This window comes from Mesorhizobium argentiipisi (SeqCode) (assembly GCF_037179585.1).
GTDB classification, from domain to species: Bacteria; Pseudomonadota; Alphaproteobacteria; order Rhizobiales; family Rhizobiaceae; genus Mesorhizobium; species Mesorhizobium argentiipisi.
Window position 1 is genome coordinate 153,880 of record NZ_JAPYKO010000003.1, and the last position, 17,605, is coordinate 171,484.

The following is a 17,605-nucleotide window of genomic DNA, read 5'->3' on the forward strand; positions in this document are numbered from 1 at the left end:
CCGCCGGCGATGAACCACGCATCGCGACGCGACGGAACCGGACGGCCCGCAGATGGAACGCGAGGCGAAGCAATCGCCCCTCACCCTAGGAAAAAAGGAGGCGCAATCATGCGCTCTTTCAGGACTCTCAAGACAGTAACCCTCATCACCCTTCTCATCACTGTTCCGTTCGCCGGCGCCTATGCCAACGCGACGCCGACCTCGATTGCCGATCAGGCGCAGGGTGTGGACCAAGGCATCGCTGACGCAAGGCAGCAGAACACGATCACGCCGGCCGAGGCCCAAAGGCTGCACATACAGGTAGTTCGTATCACCCAGGCCGCCGAAAGAACGGCCGCCGAGGACCACGGCAAGATATCGGCTGCGCAATCTCAGCAATTACTGCGCAGGCTTGATAATCTCGACCAGAGGCTCATGGTCGATACCGGCAGTGGCTTCGCCATCAACGACGACAATCCCGACGGAAATTATCCGAACTGAAGTCACCAGAGCCAGCGCGCCCAAAGGACACGCTGGCTCTGAAAGATCATTCAGCACGAAATGGCCCAGGCCGCCCACAGCCTGGGCTGTGCTCGAGGCCGGTGAGCTTAACGCGCAGGATGAAAGCGGCGTTCGAAGAGGAACCGGAATACAAGACCCTGGTCTCTCGCATCGAAGAGATCTCCGTTGTGCTCGGCAAACGACCAAGACTCATGATTGCCAAGCTCGGCCAGGACGGTCACGATCGCGGCGCCAAGGTGATCGCATCGGCTTTCGGCGATTTCGGTTTCGAGGTGGTGGCAGGACCACTTTTCCAGACGCCGCAAGAAGCTGCCGACATGACGCTCGCGACAAAGGTGCATGTCATCGGAGCGTCTTCGCTCGCGGCCGGACACAAGACACGCCTCCCACAGCTCGTCCAGGCACTGAGGGCCAAGGGGGCGGAGAACATCATCGTCGTTTGCGGTGGGCGTGGTGTCACGCCAGGACTATCAGTTCCTGATGGACTATGGTGTTTGGGCCCGGAACCGCAGTGCTCGATGCCGCGCGAGCAGTCCTCGACCTGCTAGAGGGCAAGCGCCGCAACCAATGAGCCCTTTGCTCAGCTGAATTCTGTACCTGCCGCGGTGTTTCCGGCAACGACGCCCGTTCTGGACACCATTCGCTCAATCCACGCAATCATTGATGGTTGTGTGTGCTGGATCCGTCTGCGTGTTTAAAAGGCGCCGAGTGCTAACGGAGCGTCAGGGAGTTTGGCTTAGAATTGGAATGACCCTCCGACCGGCAGCATGCACCAGGCCGCTGTTCCCAAGTTCGCTCGGCGCTGAGTCACCAATTGTTTGAGAGCTATGATCGAAGATCAATGATCAAAAGCTGCCGATCAGACTTCTTGGTACGGCGCACTTACCCGCACGGTCTTCATTGGCGCCGCATATCCGTGAGGAGGAGTGACAGGGACGCAAACTACCGCAGCGCAAAGTTTCTGCACCGGTACCTCTAACGAACATGTCTAGTAAGTTCGGCGACTGGACTGGCCTTCGACCGCCGCTGTGGTGGCCAGCTCAAATAGCAACTTTAAGCCCGAACCATCGGCTAGCCTTTTCACGGCTTGATCGATACGCTGCGCGCACGGCTCCAAGCTGCGCGTCAGCGTATCTTTGAAATTTAGCGCGGATCTGCGCCGTCGACGCTGGCACCTCCGGGTTCCCGGGAGCTTCCGTTGGGCCCGAGTAGAGACCGCGCCCGTCCTTTAATTGCAGTTCCACGGAAGAGAAGCGGCGGGACGGGAATGCGCCGTCAAACTCAGCGCTTTCGGTGATCGTCATGCCTTCGGCCAGGGGTCGGATTTCCGGATTTGCGAAAGAGGCTTCCGATACATGTTCGGGCTCGACGGTGCCGTGGAAGAGCTGCCGGGCCCTTCAGGAGCCAGGGCGGTACGGACCACACACTGTCTAGTTCGGCCGAAGGCCCCTGGGCAAGTTGCGCTATCAGGAGTAGCTCCTCACCGATCAACTCGCGACGGATCGAGTGATGATCCGACGCGCGAAGCTCAGACCATCGCGGCCCCGGCGGTCTTCGCCTCAGTGCGCATGACGTCCTCGATCTAAGCTTCCGGCGCCCAGGTTCAGGTCCGGCTTGCTCGTTGCGCTTTGCACGATGATCATGTGTGCTGGGTCTCGACTTTGGCCTGGCTACCGTGACGTGCCTTCGCCACCCGATTCGCCGCCATAAGCGGTAAGAAATGACGAGGATCGGGCTGGCGCAGGCATGCAGTCCTTCAGCTGGGATCGCGACGAGTTGTTTCGCGCCCTCTAAGACCCTCTCTAGCCTCACCAATAACTGCCGCCGAGGTTTAGATGCACCACGGGCAGGCGGAATGCTCAAACAGACGAGTTAGCTGTCTCACCGGAAGAGATAAATTGCCTCACTGCTAGCCTCATAACATCTTTGGCAAACCGGGAGGTCGCAACTCCGCAAGGGCCCGACTTCTCGCCGCTGCTGCTGCAAGCGCAGTCGGGCCAGCTTAACAGATGCCAGGAGATTTACGATGAGATTAGCGATTGTTTGCGCGGCAATTGTGTTTGCAGGATCCGGCTTCGCAAGTGCCCACGAGAAAAAAGCCATAACGCAACCGAGCACCGCAGTTGCTAGGTTGGACTGCCGATCGACAGGAACGGTGCCGACTTCGCCGCATTACCGGGCAAAAGGTAAGTCCGAACCGCGCCTGGGATACGATGATGATCCCTGGATCTTTCCATCCTTTCAGTGACCACGGGCACGAAGCCCACAGCAGTCGCGGCGAATAGGATTCGCCCGACCTGCTGTAAGCTTTTGATTTGATGCATGTCGTTGTCCCGGAACCGAGGACACTTCCGGGCGACATGCATTAAGCAGGCCAGCGCTGGTCTGCCACGCTCTCCGCGAATTAGCCTTGGAAGAGGAAAACGGGGCGCTCTTCAGCTCGAATCTTGAGATGCCAGCCATGTTAAGGTCCAGCGTTGACGCACCCACGCCAAAACGTCGGGATGCGGTGACCGAAAGTCTCGCTCGGCAGTCAACGACCATCGTTGCCGTAGCACATCGAATTGGCCGGGACAGCACCAGGTGAACATCAGTGCGTGGATGCCCGGCGCCCCGGGCCCACGGATTAATCCCAATCTGCTGAACATTAGTCGCGGCATTGTTCCGCACGAACGAAGCGGCCTGCCAACTTCGTCGTAGCCTACAACGTTGCCCGAAGACCTAAGACACTCAAAGACTTCACGCCCTGTGAGTTCATCCCCAATGCTTGGCATTAATAGCCCGAGCGCCTCGCTCCGATCCGCCAAATGCCCAAGACTAAACATTAACCCGCCAAGGCAAGGTGGCGCAAAACGGATCCCGCGAAAGCATGGTCAAACTGGAATTTGCCGACCAATTTCGACAAGCCGGTCGTTGGGCACTTTCAGATAATCGCTCATCCGCGCTGAATTGCGACTCATGGCCGCGAATGGCTCCCTTTGCCATGATGGCAGGCCTTGGCCATCCTCGCGCGGTATAATGCTCGTGCGGCCGACGTAGTAGGTGACGTCGGTCAGATCGATTCCGCCGTCCGCCGCCCTGCAGGATGCAAGAAGCTTTGGAACATCCGGCATTTCCATAAAACCATACCTTGCTTCGACACGCCAAAAATTGGGCACTTCCTGCGCGAGGGTGAAGCGATCTGTTTCTGCAACGCGTGGTACAGATAGAATGGACCAGCGCAGTACGAGGACGCGTTCTTGCAGGGCGCGATTAAGTTGCACATGCCAGAGTATCACGGGTGGCACACCTTTGGCGGAGCGCGTCAAGAATACCGCCGTGCCAGGCACGCGCGCCACCATGCCGGTTTGTAATTCCGTGAGGAATGTGTCGGTCGGAATTAGCGTTTTCTGGACGCTGTTGTGCATGGCTTTCGAACCGCGGTGCCAAATCCACATGATTGCATAGACCGCTATCGCCATCGCAAGTGGTATATAGCCGCCCTGAAAAAACTTCGTCATGTTGGCTGCAAAAAATGCGCTGTCGACGATCAAAAACAGTCCAGCGACGGCGCTAGCGGTGACGATGCTCAACTGCCAGATCTCGCGCATGGCGATGAACAACAGAACTGAGGTCATCAGCATTGTCATGGAAACGGCGATGCCATAGGCAGCGGCGATACTGTCGGATTTGCCGAAACCTATAGTAAGGGCCACGGTGGCAATCATCAGCAACCAATTCACAGCGCCGACATAGATCTGGCCAAAGCCTTCAGCCGATGTCTGCCTGACGTTGAAGCGCGGCATCCACCCGAGCTGAATTGCTTGGCGTGTCATTGAAAAGGCACCGGTGATGATCGATTGGCTGGCAATGATCGTCGCGACCGTTGCCAGGACAATCAGAGGCGTCAGCAGCACTGGCGGGCAGAGACGATAGAAGATACTGCCGTCGCTTGGCGAGTCATTCAAAACAATGGCGGCTTGCCCGATATAATTGAGGGCGAGGCTTGGAAAAACCACGAAGTTCCAGGCGAGCCGGATCGGCACAGGACCAAAATGGCCCATATCGGCGTAAAGCGCTTCGGCACCTGTGACGCAAAGAAACACGCCGCTCAGAACGAGGAAGCCAGCCAGCCCAGTTGAAGCAAGATACTCCAGCCCGCGGTAGGGATTGATTGCTACGAGAACGCTTGGATACTGCAGGATGCCGTAGATACCCATGGCGGCCATCACACCAAACCAGATCAGCATGACCGGCCCAAAGCTCTTGCCAATGCGGGTTGTTCCCAACGGCTGAAGGACGAACAATGCGACCAAGATGGCAACCGCGCCACAAAGCACCCATGGTGTCAGGCTTGGCGCTACCCGTTCAACGCCTTCAAGCGCCGAGAGAACCGAAATGGCTGGCGTGATCGCACCGTCACCGAACATCAGCGCTGCGCCAAACAGGCCTGCTGCGACGATGACAGGTCGGTTCTGCTTCTTCACGCCGAGCAATGACATCACGGCTAGGATGCCGCCTTCACCATCGTTATCGACCCGCATAGCGAAATGGACGTATTTGACGGTGGTAACAATGATGAGTGTCCAAAGGATCAAGGAAACTGACCCCAGGATGGTCATTGCGTCGGGCTTGCCACCGGTCTGGGCAAGGACGATCTTGAACGTATAAAGCGGGCTGGTTCCGATATCACCGAAAACGATGCCCAGAGCCGCAAGACCGAGTACTGGGACGCCAGCTTTGGCGGTGACGTTGTCGGACATCGACATCCTTCCCGATCATAATGCTTCATCGCAGCGCTTTGCTCAGAGGTATTGGTAACTGAACTTCTCCTCGATCGGCGCCTTTGCTGCTTGCTAATGCCGTTAGCCGGAGCTCGCGTAGTGGAAGCCGCCTTGCTGCAGTTGGGGGATGGTGCCGACCATGCCGGGCGTGAGCACCGCATCCGGGATCAGCTGATTGGTCAGTTCGGCCGCCAGCGAGCGATTCCAGCCGTGCTGCGCCAGCTCCAAAGGGCGCAATACAGATCGCCCTCTGGCTTACGGCTCGAGCCCCGCGCAGCTCGCGCGCCCCTGCCCATGCTACTGACCGTGGTCTTTCCAATCCGCAGTAACTTTTTCTGAGATGCACCTGCGGGCGAGCGCAGCACCTGCTTGAACGGCAGACCCGGATTGGTCGAGAAGCGCATGATCGAATCCGGGCTCAGGCCCGGATTCGATTGAAACTCCCCCATTAGCAGGGAACATGACCCCCGTGGGTGACGTTGGGGATCCCATCGATGCAGGACTTGTTGGGCCAGTCCAAAGCGCTGTCGCCACGAGCTGCCAGCGCAGCAGTCCCGGTCGTCAACATTGTCCCAATGGCAATTGCCAAGAGTACGGTTCGTTTGGTCATTGTATTCTCCTTTTGGTCGACATCGAATATGTCGTTACCAAACCTAATATAATGTGAGTGATGTTGAGTTAGTATAATACACTCGTTTTACAGAATTGTCCCCATGTATGCGATACTAATACTCCCCGGGCCCGTTTTTCCGGATAGGGATGATGAATCGGGTGTCGTATAGCCGCGACCCTAAGCAAATTCTGAAGCTGGAGACCGGTCATGACCGGCAATCTGCAGATCGGTAAGGATACAGGCCGCTATGTCGAGCCAAGTCGAATCCAGGAGTTCCCTGCCAGTTGCGAACGCAACAGCGTCGTAACCAGCCGAACGCATCAGACTGACGGTAGACATTCGGACGGCCTCGTCGTCGTCGACGATGGCAACCATTGGAATTTGTGCCTTCGGCATCTTTTGAATAACCCGGGAAAATTCTATCCCATATTGGAAACATACAACGCATCCACCATGGTCGGACCTATACAGAGGTTTGCCTTGCTGGAATTTACGATCGTAGTGGCCTGGAGCTCCGCCACTATTTATCGGCAGGAGGTACATCTATGTGGTCGGTACCTTCACTCGACTTTGGTCACTTCAGCAGCCCGGTGTGGAATTAAAACCACCCGGTCGTCGCATCAGCGCCAGGCCAGCTGGCAAAGTCTCTGGATGCCCCATCACCCCTAAAATTGAGGCAATTGAAACACAAACTCGGCAATAGCGGACAAGCATATTTAGGGCAATGAAGTAGTCTCTTGATCGGCGCTGCGCCGATGTTGATTTCGGCCATCGGTTCGAAAACTCATCTGCCGCAGACCATCTCGTGTCAAAGCTGATCGCCAGAGGCCCCTCTCCCCCTTGGTCGGTCTTGGTGGGCGCCTTGTTTCCCCCCGGGGCGCTCGTCGTGGCACGGGCTCGTTGGGCCGGTGACGCCTCGTCATCGGCCCATTTTTTTGCTTGGCGACGGCGCGATCAGACGTCCCACGCGAGAAGCTAGACCCGGCGATGTCATGATGCGGATGGTCAGGCCCGACGTGGGCGCACGTTGTTGCCAGGTACCCCTCGTGAGGCTCTTGCGACCCATTCAGGGCCGTGGTTGCGTGCCTGGGAAGCCCGGGCGCGTGCGGCGGGCATACCAAAGTATGAGCCTTTCAGACCGACACTTTATCCACGCATACGTAGGTCGGATTGGAGAGACCCGACACGGCTAACTACACTCGCTTCAAATGGAGAGGCAGCCGATCATCGGATACACCGCCGGCCATAGCGAGAGCCACCCGTCACGCGTTTTGAAAAGCAAACGGTCTCTGCGGCCGGCGAGGACCCCGACAGGTTCCTCGACCGAGCACGGCGGCCTCCAGCCGGTTTGCATGACAAACGGTTGCATAAGAGAGATGAAGCATGTCGCAGTCCGACATTATCGAGCCCAGCGGCCCGGACCCAGCCGAAGTCAACACAGTGCGTGCAGTGGGCCGCAGTGGTCTGGACATCTCCCTCCTAAACAGCCGGGAGACGGTTGCGGGCAGCCTCGTGAGCTTGCCTGCCGCGCCAGGGCCGAGAGATCCTGTCGCCGATGCGAGCCCAGCCGAGCACGAACCGGCTGTCGAAGAGGCGGCGCAAGGAAGCGGTTCACCGGATCCGGACGCGATGCACGCAAGGCGAAGGCCGGCGGTCTTTATCATCGGCTTGCTCACCCTGGTAGCTCTCGTCATCGGCGTGTTCTATTCCTGGTATGTGAACCGAAACATCGTGAGCACGGATGACGCCTATACGGATGGGCGGGTTGTCGCCATCGCGCCGCAGGTTACCGGCCTCGTCGTTTCGCTGGATGTGACGGACAACCAGTATGTCCACAAGGGCGATCCGCTGGCTCACATCGATCCGCGCCCCTACACGATCGAACGGGACAGGGCCCAGGCCACACTCGACAGCACCAGGGCGCAAGCTGCCGGCGAACGGCTGATCGCCGAAATCGCCCGCAAGAATTTCCCGGCTTTGCTGGAGCAGGCCCAGGCCCAACTGGTGACGGCCAAGGCCAATCTGAATAGAGCGCAAGCCGACTATGACCGGCAACACGACCTTCCCAAGGCTGCGACCACCCAGCAGCAGGTCGATGCGGCGTTGGACGCGTTGCGCCAGGGCGAGGCTCAGGTTACCCAAGCCGAAGCCCAGGTTCAGCTGAGTTCGCCGGTGGAGCAGCATATCGGCCAAAGCGATATGCAAGTCAAACAACTAACGGCACAAGTCGAGCAGGCTCAGGCCCAGCTTGATCAGCAGGCGCTCAACCTGTCGTGGACGGTCGTCACCGCACCGCAGGACGGCTGGATAACCCGGCGCAACGTGGAAATCGGCAACTACGTCACGCCCGGCCAGCAGATATTCTCGATCGTTTCACCGGACGTGTGGGTTACCGCCAACTTTAAGGAGAACCAGCTCGACGCTCTGCGGGCTGGCCAGAGCGTGAAGATCGACATAGATGCCTATCCCGATCTCGACCTGCACGGTCATGTCGACAGTGTCCAGATGGGGTCCGGTTCGAAGTTCACGGCCTTTCCGCCGGAGAACGCCACCGGCAATTTCGTGAAGATCGTTCAGCGCGTGCCAGTCAAGATCGTCATCGACCGCGGACTCGATCCCAAACTTCCGCTGCCGCTCGGGATATCGGTGATTCCGGCGGTGACCGTTCGATGAGCAGCGCTCCAACAGAAGCCGTCGCCGACTGGAAGCCCCGCTACAATCCCTGGCTGATTGCGGTTTGCGTGACGCTTGCCGCCTTCATGGAAATCCTCGACACCACGATCGTCAATGTCGCATTGCCGCACATCGCCGGCAGTCTTTCTGCGAGCAATGACGAGGCAACCTGGGCCCTGACCTCGTACCTGGTTGCGAACGGAATCGTGCTGACCATTTCGGGCTGGCTAAGCGATCTATTCGGACGCAAACGTTACTTTCTGATCTGCATCGGCATGTTCACGGTCTGCTCGTTCCTGTGCGGAATGTCGACGAGTCTAGGCGAGCTGATCGTGTTCCGGCTGCTGCAGGGTTTCTTTGGCGGCGGCCTGCAGCCGAGCCAACAATCGATCATACTGGATACGTTTCCTCCGGCCAGGCGCGCAGCTGCATTCGGCGTCACCGCGATCGCTACGATCGTCGCTCCGATCCTGGGTCCGACGCTTGGCGGCTTCATCACCGATCAGTGGAGCTGGCCCTGGATATTCTTCATCAATGTACCCGTGGGCATCCTCGCAGTGGTTGTGAATTCGATCCTGGTTGAAGACCCGCCGTGGGTGAAGAGCCGAAAGCGCCGGGGTCTCGACTACATTGGCCTTTCCCTCATCACGGTTGGGCTCGGAGGCCTGCAGATCATGATGGACCGGGGCACCGACGACGATTGGTTCGGTTCGTCGGTCATCATAGTCATGGCGCTTCTCGCCTTCCTCGGCATCGCCGGCGCCATTGGCTGGCTCCTCATTGCCCGGAAGCCGATCGTCAACCTCGATGTGTTCAGGGACAGGAATTTCGCCGGCGGCAGCGCACTGATCGCGGCGACGGGATGCATTCTCTACGCCAGCGCCGTCGTCATTCCGCAATTCGCGCAACAGGTCCTTGGCTACACCGCGACCTGGGCGGGGCTCATTCTCTCCCCAGGTGGCGTTGTCATCATCCTCCTTATTCCGATCGTCGGGCGCCTCTTGATCATTATCCAGGCGCGCTTCGTCATCGCCGCTGGCTTTCTCATCATGGGATCGGCGCTGCTCTTTTCGACCCACCTGACGCCGAACATAGATTTTTCGACACTTGTCATCATGCGCAGCTTGCAGACTGCCGGCCTCGCATTCCTTTTCGTGCCGATCAGTACGATCACTTATTCTACCTTGCCGCGCGAACTGAGCGGTGACGGGGCAGCCCTTTTTTCAATGCTTCGCAATGTATTCGGTTCGATCGGCATTTCTGCCGCGACGTCGCTCGTCACAGAGCAAAGCCAGGTCCGGCAGTCCTATCTGTCGGAATGGGCTTCGCCCTTTCATCAACCCTACAACGCGCTGGTCGCCCAGTACGAGCGTGCGTTGGAGTCGGTTGGACATCCTGCTGGGATCGCGCACGAAATGGCGGTTGGGGGTGTGTACCAAAGCTTCCGATCGCAAGTTGCCGTCCTGGCGTATTCCGATGTGTTTCTGTTCTTTTCATGCCTCGCCTTCCTTGCCGTTCCCTTCTGCCTCCTCCTGTCGGGCAAGATGGTGGCCAGCGGCGGCGTTGGCGCCGGCCACGGGGCTTGATCATGCGCTACAAATTGCCCACTGTTGCAGCGATTTCCGGCACGTTGGCCGTGGCAGCATGCAGTGTTGGCCCAGATTTCGTCCAGCCGGACCCGGCCCTGCCCAAACGCTGGTACACCAGCGGCACGGCAGCCGCGCCTGCGAGTACCGCGGCATTCAGCGCGGCGGCTCAGCAGCCTGTCGACTCTGCCTGGTGGCAGGTTTTTCACGATCCTACCCTTACCTCTCTGGTGAAGAGGGTCGCTGAGGCCAACCTCGACGTAAAGACTGCGACCGTCCATCTCGCTGAAAGCCGTTCTCAGCGTGGTGCCGTGGCTTCCGCCCAACTGCCTGATCTGAAAGGCAGCGCTAGATACCAACATGAAAAACTGAGCGATCCGAGTATCAAAGGCAGTCTGATCGATGGTCTCGCTGGGTCGAGCACCATTTCTGCCACAGGGCCGACGGACCTGTTTACCAGCGGTTTCGATGCGTCATGGGAACTCGATCTTTGGGGGCACGTCCGCCGCCAGGTTGAAGCGGCGGATGCGCAAGTGCAGTCTTCCGAGGAGCAGCGGCGTGGCGCGCTCCTCTCGAGCCTGGCGGAAACCGCACGCGACTATATCCAACTGCGCGGCACGCAGACCTTGATCAAGATCGCCACCGACAACCTTGTTATCCAGCAGGATATTCTGCAGTTGACGCAAACGCGCCAGCAGAGCGGCCTGACGGCCAGTCTCGACGTCGACAATGCATCCGCCCAGGTCGAAGCTGTCCGGGCGGAGCTGCCCAGCCTGGAACAGCAAGAAGCGCAGGAGATCAACGCCTTGAGCTTTCTGCTCGACATGCCGCCCGATGCCTTGCGCGGCGAACTCGCCACCACGAAACCGGTACCGCCGTCGCCCGCCAGGATTCCGATCGGCATTCCCTCCGAGTTGGCGCGCCGCCGTCCGGACATTCGCGCAGCCGAGGCGCAGCTTCACGCCGCCACCGCCGACATCGGAGTGGCGGTCGCCGAATTCTACCCAACGGTTCAATTGAACGGAGCGGTGGGCTTCGACGCCCTCAAGGCTGGGAGTTTACTGACGACCAGTGCGATCCTGACCAATGTCGGACCCAGCATTTCGATGCCGATCTTCGAGGGTGGCCGGCTGAAGGCGACATTGGAGCTTCGCAAGGCGCAACAGGTAGAGGCGGCGATCGCCTATCACAAGACCGTTCTGCAAGCCTGGCACGATGTCGTCAATGCCCTGGTCGCCCACCGGACCGAACAGCAACGCCGTGACCGGCTGGCAGCGCAGGTCAAGCGCTCGCGAGAAGCCTTGTCGCTAGCCCGCGTCCGCTACAATGATGGCGTCGCCGACTTCACCACTGTGCTCGACACGGAGCGCACGCTGCTGGAAGCCGAACAGAATTATGCGCAGAGCACGACCAACATCTCGATCGATCTCGTCCAGTTGTACAAAGCGCTTGGTGGCGGATGGGAATTGACATACCCGAGCCCGCTGCCCGAGCCGCCGATCAGCGCTCAAAGAACTCCAAGGACAAAGAACCTGACATGACTCTGTCGATGCTTGTTCTGAAGCCGCTCGTCTCGGCTCGCTTTGTCAGCAGGCCTGCCGATGAACGACATGGGGCGGGCGTCGCCTTCCGCCGGGATGTCGCTTCATCGGCACGACTTTGCTTCAATCCGAACCAGAAGGGCTCTAATTGGCGAGTTTGGATCACGGGCAAGAGTGCCACATTCCATTGGATCCATAGTAGCTCGAGTTCACGGCATCGAACGAGCAGTAAGCAGCATCGGTATCGTAGTTCCACCAAGGCTGGTAGTGATATCCTGGATCGCTAAAAAAGATCTTGTGGTGTCGGTGACGGTTGGCAATGCCACCACCGCTAAAGTCTATGGCATGACCATCACCACCGCCGCCGCGCGCGCTCGAGACCGTCGCCGACCCGGTCGCCAGCAGTGCGGCCAAAGCGATCTTCGCCAGTATTTTTGTTGGTCTCATCACCATATACTCCTACGGTTTAGCTATGTTATTTAACTCTATAATTAAATATGTGGAGGATATAAGAATCAACATAGCACTTACGGTCAGGATGCTTATACCTTGCATTTATAGTTATGGGCGGTTGAGCGTATGCCGATGCCGGTGACGCGCTCCAAAGTCACGGTCAGATTCACGGCGCGGCACGAGCAAGCCAAACCTTTCACCGTTCAAATCCGACCTCCACTCATACTGTGGAGGCCGGATTCGAAGAGGGTGTAGTGGATCACAGGCAGTATGGGTCGTATGCATACGGATTGTATGGATCTTCGTAGCCGTACGCGTACGGGTAACCACAGAAGTAGTCCGAACCATAGTATCCGTGACGATAATGGGGGTGCCCCACCGATCCAACGTGGTGGGTCACTCCGAATGAATGATGGCTGCTGAAGCCATGGGCGGCGCTGTGGCTACCGAGGCCGCCGGCGATGCCATGGCCGCCGAAACCGCTCCCTATGCTGTGGCCGCCGAAACCGCCCCCGATGCCATGGCCGCCGCCGAAGCCACCGCCATGGCCGCCGCCAAAGCCGCCGCCATGACCCCCGCCGCCGCCGCCATGGCCGCCGCCACCCCCGCCTCCGCGCGCCATTGATTCCGTCGCCGAGCCCGCTGCCAGCACTGCACCCAGTGCCACCATCATAAGTATTGTTTTCGACCTTCTCATAGCAAACTCCTTATCTTTAGAGCTCTCACGATTTTGAAAGCCAAATTGATATGGAGACAGAAGGCCAATTTAAGTATAATACGTTTCGGCTATCTGACGCATACGTTGCATCTACCGTTCCGATCTTTATGAATGCCCCGAAGGATCCATGATCGGCTTGGGTTAAGGAAGTGCACTTGCGCCCGACGGTGTGACCACTCAGCCGCCCCGGCACCCCCTCGTTTACCCAGAACCCTCTATGAATACCTCAATCGAAAGACAGTGATTGATTGCGTAGCCGCCATAGGCCTGATCGTGGTCGTAAGGTTGGAACGCACCACTCGCGTCCTTGGCACGAGCCAGCAACGTGTACTGGCCCGGCTCTTTCGGCGTCAGCCAATCGAATTTCCAACGTCGCCAAGCATGTCGTCGCACTGGATCCAGGAATTCTGCTTCAGCCCAGGCAAGGCCGCCATCGGTGCTTACTTGAATCTCGGTTACGTCGCTCTCGCCTGCCCATGCGGCGCCGGAAACTGTGTAAATCCGGTTCGGGACCAGTGTTTCGTAGATACGAGGTCGCGCGATTTCGGACTTGAGCTTCATCTCTCCCAACGCCCGCCGCACCGGCTTCCCATTCGTCAAAGCCCAGTAAGCGTAATCCGTTGTCTGCCAGTAACCGTGAAACGGATCCCGCACGGCTTCGATGCGCGTCAACCATTTGACGGAGGCCATTCCATAATGACCAGGCACGATTGCGCGGACCGGAAATCCATGATCCAGCGGGAGATCCTGTCCGTTCATCTGATACGCGATCAGGACTTCCGGCTGAATGGCCTTGGCTCGGGGCAAGCTCCAGACGTACGAGATAGGGTTGGGTGGCCGGGGCTCTTCTTTGGGTGCTCCTCGGTCCGCTCCTTCGAGCACGATCTCGCACGCATCGTCTGCCAGGCCGGCGCGCTCCAGCAACGCCCGCAAAGGTACACCGGTCCATTCCGCATTGCCGGCGGCGCCGAGCTCCCACTGTGCTCCCTGCACCTGCGGGACGAGAAAAACCCGGCTGTTGCCAGCGCACTCCAGGGTGGCGACCCGCGTTTCGGACGGCATGTTTCGCAGTTGCTCGTAATTTAAGGCAAACGGGTGCCTGACGGCACCATCGATACGCAGTTGATATGATGCTCGGTCGAGCGTCGGCCTCGGAAAATGACTGCGTATGTAGAACAGCGCCGTCGGAGTGAGATAGGAGTCGATCCGATCGAAAGGAGTTTCCAGATTTTTGGGCTCCCGCTGTCGGATGATCAGCCCTGCCGAAGAATATCGCGTATTGTTCATGTAATACTTTTCTGAATGTCATCGTCTCCTAGGCGTCGGCGGGCGTCATCCGACTGCTGTGGACGTCGAGCCGGCGCTTCGGAGTTTTGCGACACTCATTCAGCTGGCGCGGCTGGCGCCTGCGTGTCTATTCGATCCTCGTGGGCGAGCCGCCTCAGTCCCAAATGCACGAAAGCGGCGGTCACAGCACCGATGACCGGTGCTATCGTATACAGCCACGCATCGGCGAAATTTCCGGTCGCTACCATAGGGCCAAGAGCCCGCGCCGGATTGAACGGGGCGCCCGTCAAGGCTGCGGCCATGATGATATTGAGTGTGACAGTCATTCCGATCGCTAGCGGCGCGAGGTTGCCGGCACGGCCGGCCACAGCGGTGCTGAGCACGACAGTTACCAGGAAGAAAGCGAGCGAAGCCTCGATCACGAAGCCGGCTGCGGGCGTGATCGTGACCGTCGTCGCGCCAAGCACGAGACCGTGCGCCAGTTGCGGCATGCCGAGGCCTGTAGCCGTGCCGGCGAGCACGGCCCGCAATACCAGCGCGCCGGCGATGCCGCCGACGAGCTGACTCACGATGTAGCCGAGCGCGTCGCCGACGCGGATGGCGCCGGCTGCGAGTACGCCGACGGTGACCGCCGGGTTCATGTGACCTCCCGAAATGCTGCCGTAAGCAAAGGCAAAGACCATGATGGTCAGGCCATGGGCGAAGGCAATCGCGGCGATGCCGTTCAGGCCGGTTCCGTCGCCGATCACCGCAGCCGCGCCGGCCCCGATGAACACAAAGGCGAAGGTGCCGATGAACTCCGCAAGGAGCTTGGGGGCAATTGGTTTGGACATCGCTGATCTCCTGAGATGGGTTCGGCGCCAACCCGAGCGATAGGGTTTGGCCCGAGCGCAAAATGCTGGGGGGCTCGCCGACCGACAAACCCAGAACGTCTGACGGTCGGCGAAGCAGGTCTCTATTCGGCTGCGACCCGTGAGGACATCTGCAGCGCCCGCGCCACACCCGCGCCGTATGCCGGATCGGCCCGCGTGCAGTTCTCCACATGGCGCTGCTTGACGTGCGGCCGTGCATCGCCCATCGCGCGGGCGGTGTTATCGAACAGCACTTGCCGCTGCGCCGTAGTCATCTTGCGGAATAGGTTGCCAGGCTGCTCCCAATGATCGTCATCCACGCGATGGTCGTAATGCGCCGCTTCCCCGTCGAGCGGCAGCGCCGGCTCGGCGAAATCGGGCTGGTTGTCCCACAGGCCGGCGCTGTTTGGATTGAAAGTGACCGTTCCGCCAAGATTGCCGTCCGTCCGCATCTTGCCGTCGCGATGGTAGCTTTGGAACGGGCACTTCGGAGCGTTGACCGGTATATGGTTGAAATTGACCCCAAGCCGGTAGCGTTGCGCGTCGCCATAGGAGAATAGCCGAGCCTGGAGCATTTTATCGGGCGAGAAGCCGATACCGGGAACGATGTTGGCAGGGGAGAACCCAGCCTGTTCCACTTCGGCGAAATAATTCTCAGGATAGCGGTTGAGCTCAATCACGCCGACCTCGATGAGCGGGTAGTCGGCCTTCGGCCACACCTTGGTCAGGTCGAAGGGATTATGTTTGTGGGTCTTAGCCTGATCCTCGGTCATGATGAAGAGTGTCCAGCGCGGGAAGTCGCTCCGCTCGATCGCATCAAGGAGGTCGCGTCCGTTGCTCTCCCGGTCGGTCGCCACCAGTGCAGCCGCTTCGGCGTCGGTAAGGTTGGCAATGCCCTGTTGCGTGCGGAAGTGGAACTTGACCCAAACACGTTCGTTGGCGGCATTGATCATCGAGAAGGTATGACTGCCGAACAAGTGCATGTTGCGGAAGCTCTTCGGGATGCCGCGATCGGACATGACGACGGTAACCTGGTGGAGCGCCTCGGGGAGCAGTGTCCAAAAATCCCAATTGTTGTCCGCGCTGCGCAGGCCAGTGCGCGGATCGCGCTTGATAGCATGGTTCAGGTCCGCGAACCGCAACGGATCCCGGAAGAAGAACACGGGGGTGTTGTTGCCCACGATGTCCCAGTTGCCCTCTTCGGTGTAGAACTTGAGCGCGGTGCCGCGGATGTCGCGTTCCGCATCGGCCGCGCCGCGCTCGCCGGCGACGGTCGAGAAGCGCGCGAACATTGGCGTCACCTTGCCGATCTCCGAGAAGAGCTTGGCCTTGGTGTAGCGGGTGACGTCGTGCGTTACGGTGAGGGTTCCGTATGCGCCCCAACCCTTGGCATGCATTCGCCGCTCCGGGATCACTTCCCGATCGAAATGCGCCAACTTTTCGATCAGCCAAATGTCCTGCAGCAGCGCGGGGCCGCGCGGACCGGCGGTCATGATATTTGTGTTGTCGGAGACCGGCGCGCCGGTGGCATTGGTGAATTTGGTAGTGGACATGTTGGGCTCCTTTTTTGTCACGAACGTTTGGGCGCCGCGCTCGCACTTCGGCCGCTTAGTTCACGGTGCTCTCCTGCCGATGGTCTGCTGTAATTCAGCGAGTAAGGCGTTGCTTGGCGAGAGTTGCTGTTCTTCGTTCTTTCTTGCCCCAAAGCCGTGCTCAATGGATGCACGGCCAGAGAAGGCGCGTCCCCGCGAACGCAAGGCGCCGCAGCACTTCGCGGCAATAGCGGCACGAATGAAGCAATACCCGACAAGCTCAGATTCTGCCGAAGATCGAGACTATCCCCAGCTTGAGGCTTCAGGTGCATCCAGTTGCAGTCCCATGAGCGCGAGCGCATCTATTTTCGACCGAGTAGGAGCTTTTGTAGCGGTGACCGAATACCCACCAATTCGCATCGTCAGCCCGCCTGACTTCGACCCAGGCACGGAACAGACCTCAGGTTCCGTGCGCTTGGCAGCAGTCGCACCGCAGCGGGGCATCCAATCGACGTTGTGGGGCGGGTTGTTCGAGGTCAAGCCGGGAGCCCGTACGGGCATCCACCATCACGGAGAGCAGCAGACGATCGCCTATGTCTTGTCGGGCGTATGCGAAGTCCGCTGGGGCGCAAAAGGCGAATATGCTGGGCACGCGAAAGCGGGCGACTTTATCCATGTGCCCGCGTTTTTACCGCACATGGAAATCAATCCCTCAGATTTCGAAGCCTTTCGCTGGGTGGTCGTCAGGAGCACCTCGACTCCAATCGTCGTCAATCTTCCCGACCAAACGTGGCAGTGATCAAGGCTAGCCCGCTTCAGGCTAGCCTGCCGTCCTTTCCATCGTTTCTTACAATAGGCGGCGAAAGAGCTGGCATCTGGACATCCGAGCATAGGGCTATCGCCCAGGCCGCCCGCACGGAATGCGAGAGCAAGCTGGGTATCCCTCATCATCTACAGAGGATCTAAATAGCGAACGGAGCGTTTCGATGCTCTTGTCATAGGCAGTGGCGGGTGATGCCCGGATTGTTGCTCAAGCCACGGACTTCGGCGTGATCACCGGTCCCGTCTCGGTGGACATGAAGAAGGT

The 17,605-nt window shown here is 59.1% G+C and carries 12 protein-coding genes and 2 pseudogenes; 7 read left to right on the plus strand and 7 right to left on the minus strand.

From position 1 onward, the window contains the following. The first annotated feature begins 108 nt into the window (after positions 1-108). A complete protein-coding gene (locus O7A05_RS06230) occupies positions 109-480 on the plus strand; it encodes a hypothetical protein (protein WP_337092110.1) in 372 nt (123 codons plus the stop codon). A 128-nt stretch (positions 481-608) separates the two neighbouring features. Next, a pseudogene (locus O7A05_RS06235) lies at positions 609-1,072 on the plus strand (cobalamin-dependent protein); the annotation flags it as partial. Positions 1,073-1,541: 469 nt separating this feature from the next. On the opposite strand, the pseudogene O7A05_RS06240 reads toward O7A05_RS06235, so the two are convergent. The 3 genes and pseudogenes from O7A05_RS06240 to O7A05_RS06250 form a co-directional block, all read right to left on the minus strand. Beyond that, positions 1,542-1,883, minus strand: a pseudogene (locus O7A05_RS06240) (hypothetical protein); the annotation flags it as partial. Between the two features lie 1,491 nt (positions 1,884-3,374). Next, the gene (locus tag O7A05_RS06245) at positions 3,375-5,243 is read right to left on the minus strand and encodes a potassium transporter Kup (RefSeq protein WP_337092111.1); all 1,869 of its coding nucleotides are present in this window, start codon (positions 5,241-5,243) and stop codon (positions 3,375-3,377) included. 102 nt (positions 5,244-5,345) lie between these two features. After that, positions 5,346-5,501 (minus strand): hypothetical protein, encoded by a 156-nt coding sequence (locus O7A05_RS06250; RefSeq protein WP_337092112.1) that lies wholly within the window; start codon positions 5,499-5,501, stop codon positions 5,346-5,348. 1,759 nt (positions 5,502-7,260) lie between these two features. Between O7A05_RS06250 and O7A05_RS06255 the strand changes: the two genes are divergently transcribed. The 3 genes from O7A05_RS06255 to O7A05_RS06265 are packed head-to-tail and all read left to right on the plus strand — an operon-like array spanning position 7,261 to position 11,677. After that, on the plus strand, positions 7,261-8,550 hold the full coding sequence (locus tag O7A05_RS06255) for an HlyD family secretion protein (RefSeq protein WP_337092113.1): 1,290 nt from the start codon (positions 7,261-7,263) through the stop codon (positions 8,548-8,550). Then, on the plus strand, positions 8,547-10,136 hold the full coding sequence (locus tag O7A05_RS06260) for a DHA2 family efflux MFS transporter permease subunit (protein ID WP_337092114.1): 1,590 nt from the start codon (positions 8,547-8,549) through the stop codon (positions 10,134-10,136). The genes O7A05_RS06255 and O7A05_RS06260 overlap by 4 nt, the downstream gene beginning before the upstream one ends. A gap of 2 nt (positions 10,137-10,138) precedes the next feature. Then, on the plus strand, positions 10,139-11,677 hold the full coding sequence (locus tag O7A05_RS06265; protein ID WP_337092115.1) for an efflux transporter outer membrane subunit: 1,539 nt from the start codon (positions 10,139-10,141) through the stop codon (positions 11,675-11,677). A 162-nt stretch (positions 11,678-11,839) separates the two neighbouring features. Here O7A05_RS06265 and O7A05_RS06270 read toward each other — a convergent pair whose 3' ends face one another. Continuing rightward, entirely contained in the window at positions 11,840-12,124 is a 285-nt protein-coding gene (locus tag O7A05_RS06270; RefSeq protein WP_337092116.1) for a hypothetical protein, read from the minus strand. A gap of 418 nt (positions 12,125-12,542) precedes the next feature. Here O7A05_RS06270 and O7A05_RS06275 point away from each other — a divergent pair, with 418 nt between their 5' ends. Continuing rightward, entirely contained in the window at positions 12,543-12,755 is a 213-nt protein-coding gene (locus O7A05_RS06275; RefSeq protein WP_337092117.1) for a hypothetical protein, read from the plus strand. A gap of 294 nt (positions 12,756-13,049) precedes the next feature. Here the strand turns inward: O7A05_RS06275 and O7A05_RS06280 are convergent, their stop codons facing one another. The 3 genes from O7A05_RS06280 to O7A05_RS06290 form a co-directional block, all read right to left on the minus strand. After that, positions 13,050-14,135 carry a sulfite oxidase gene (locus tag O7A05_RS06280; RefSeq protein WP_337092118.1) on the minus strand — a complete coding sequence of 362 codons (1,086 nt, stop codon included), beginning with the start codon at positions 14,133-14,135 and terminating at the stop codon, positions 13,050-13,052. 95 nt (positions 14,136-14,230) lie between these two features. Beyond that, a complete protein-coding gene (locus tag O7A05_RS06285; protein WP_337092119.1) occupies positions 14,231-14,968 on the minus strand; it encodes an MIP/aquaporin family protein in 738 nt (245 codons plus the stop codon). Between the two features lie 122 nt (positions 14,969-15,090). Then, on the minus strand, positions 15,091-16,539 hold the full coding sequence (locus O7A05_RS06290; RefSeq protein WP_337092120.1) for a catalase: 1,449 nt from the start codon (positions 16,537-16,539) through the stop codon (positions 15,091-15,093). Here O7A05_RS06290 and O7A05_RS06295 point away from each other — a divergent pair. Continuing rightward, positions 16,478-17,317, plus strand: a complete 840-nt coding sequence (locus O7A05_RS06295; protein ID WP_337092121.1) for a cupin domain-containing protein — start codon at positions 16,478-16,480, stop codon at positions 17,315-17,317. The genes O7A05_RS06290 and O7A05_RS06295 overlap by 62 nt on opposite strands. Positions 17,318-17,605 lie beyond the last annotated feature (288 nt).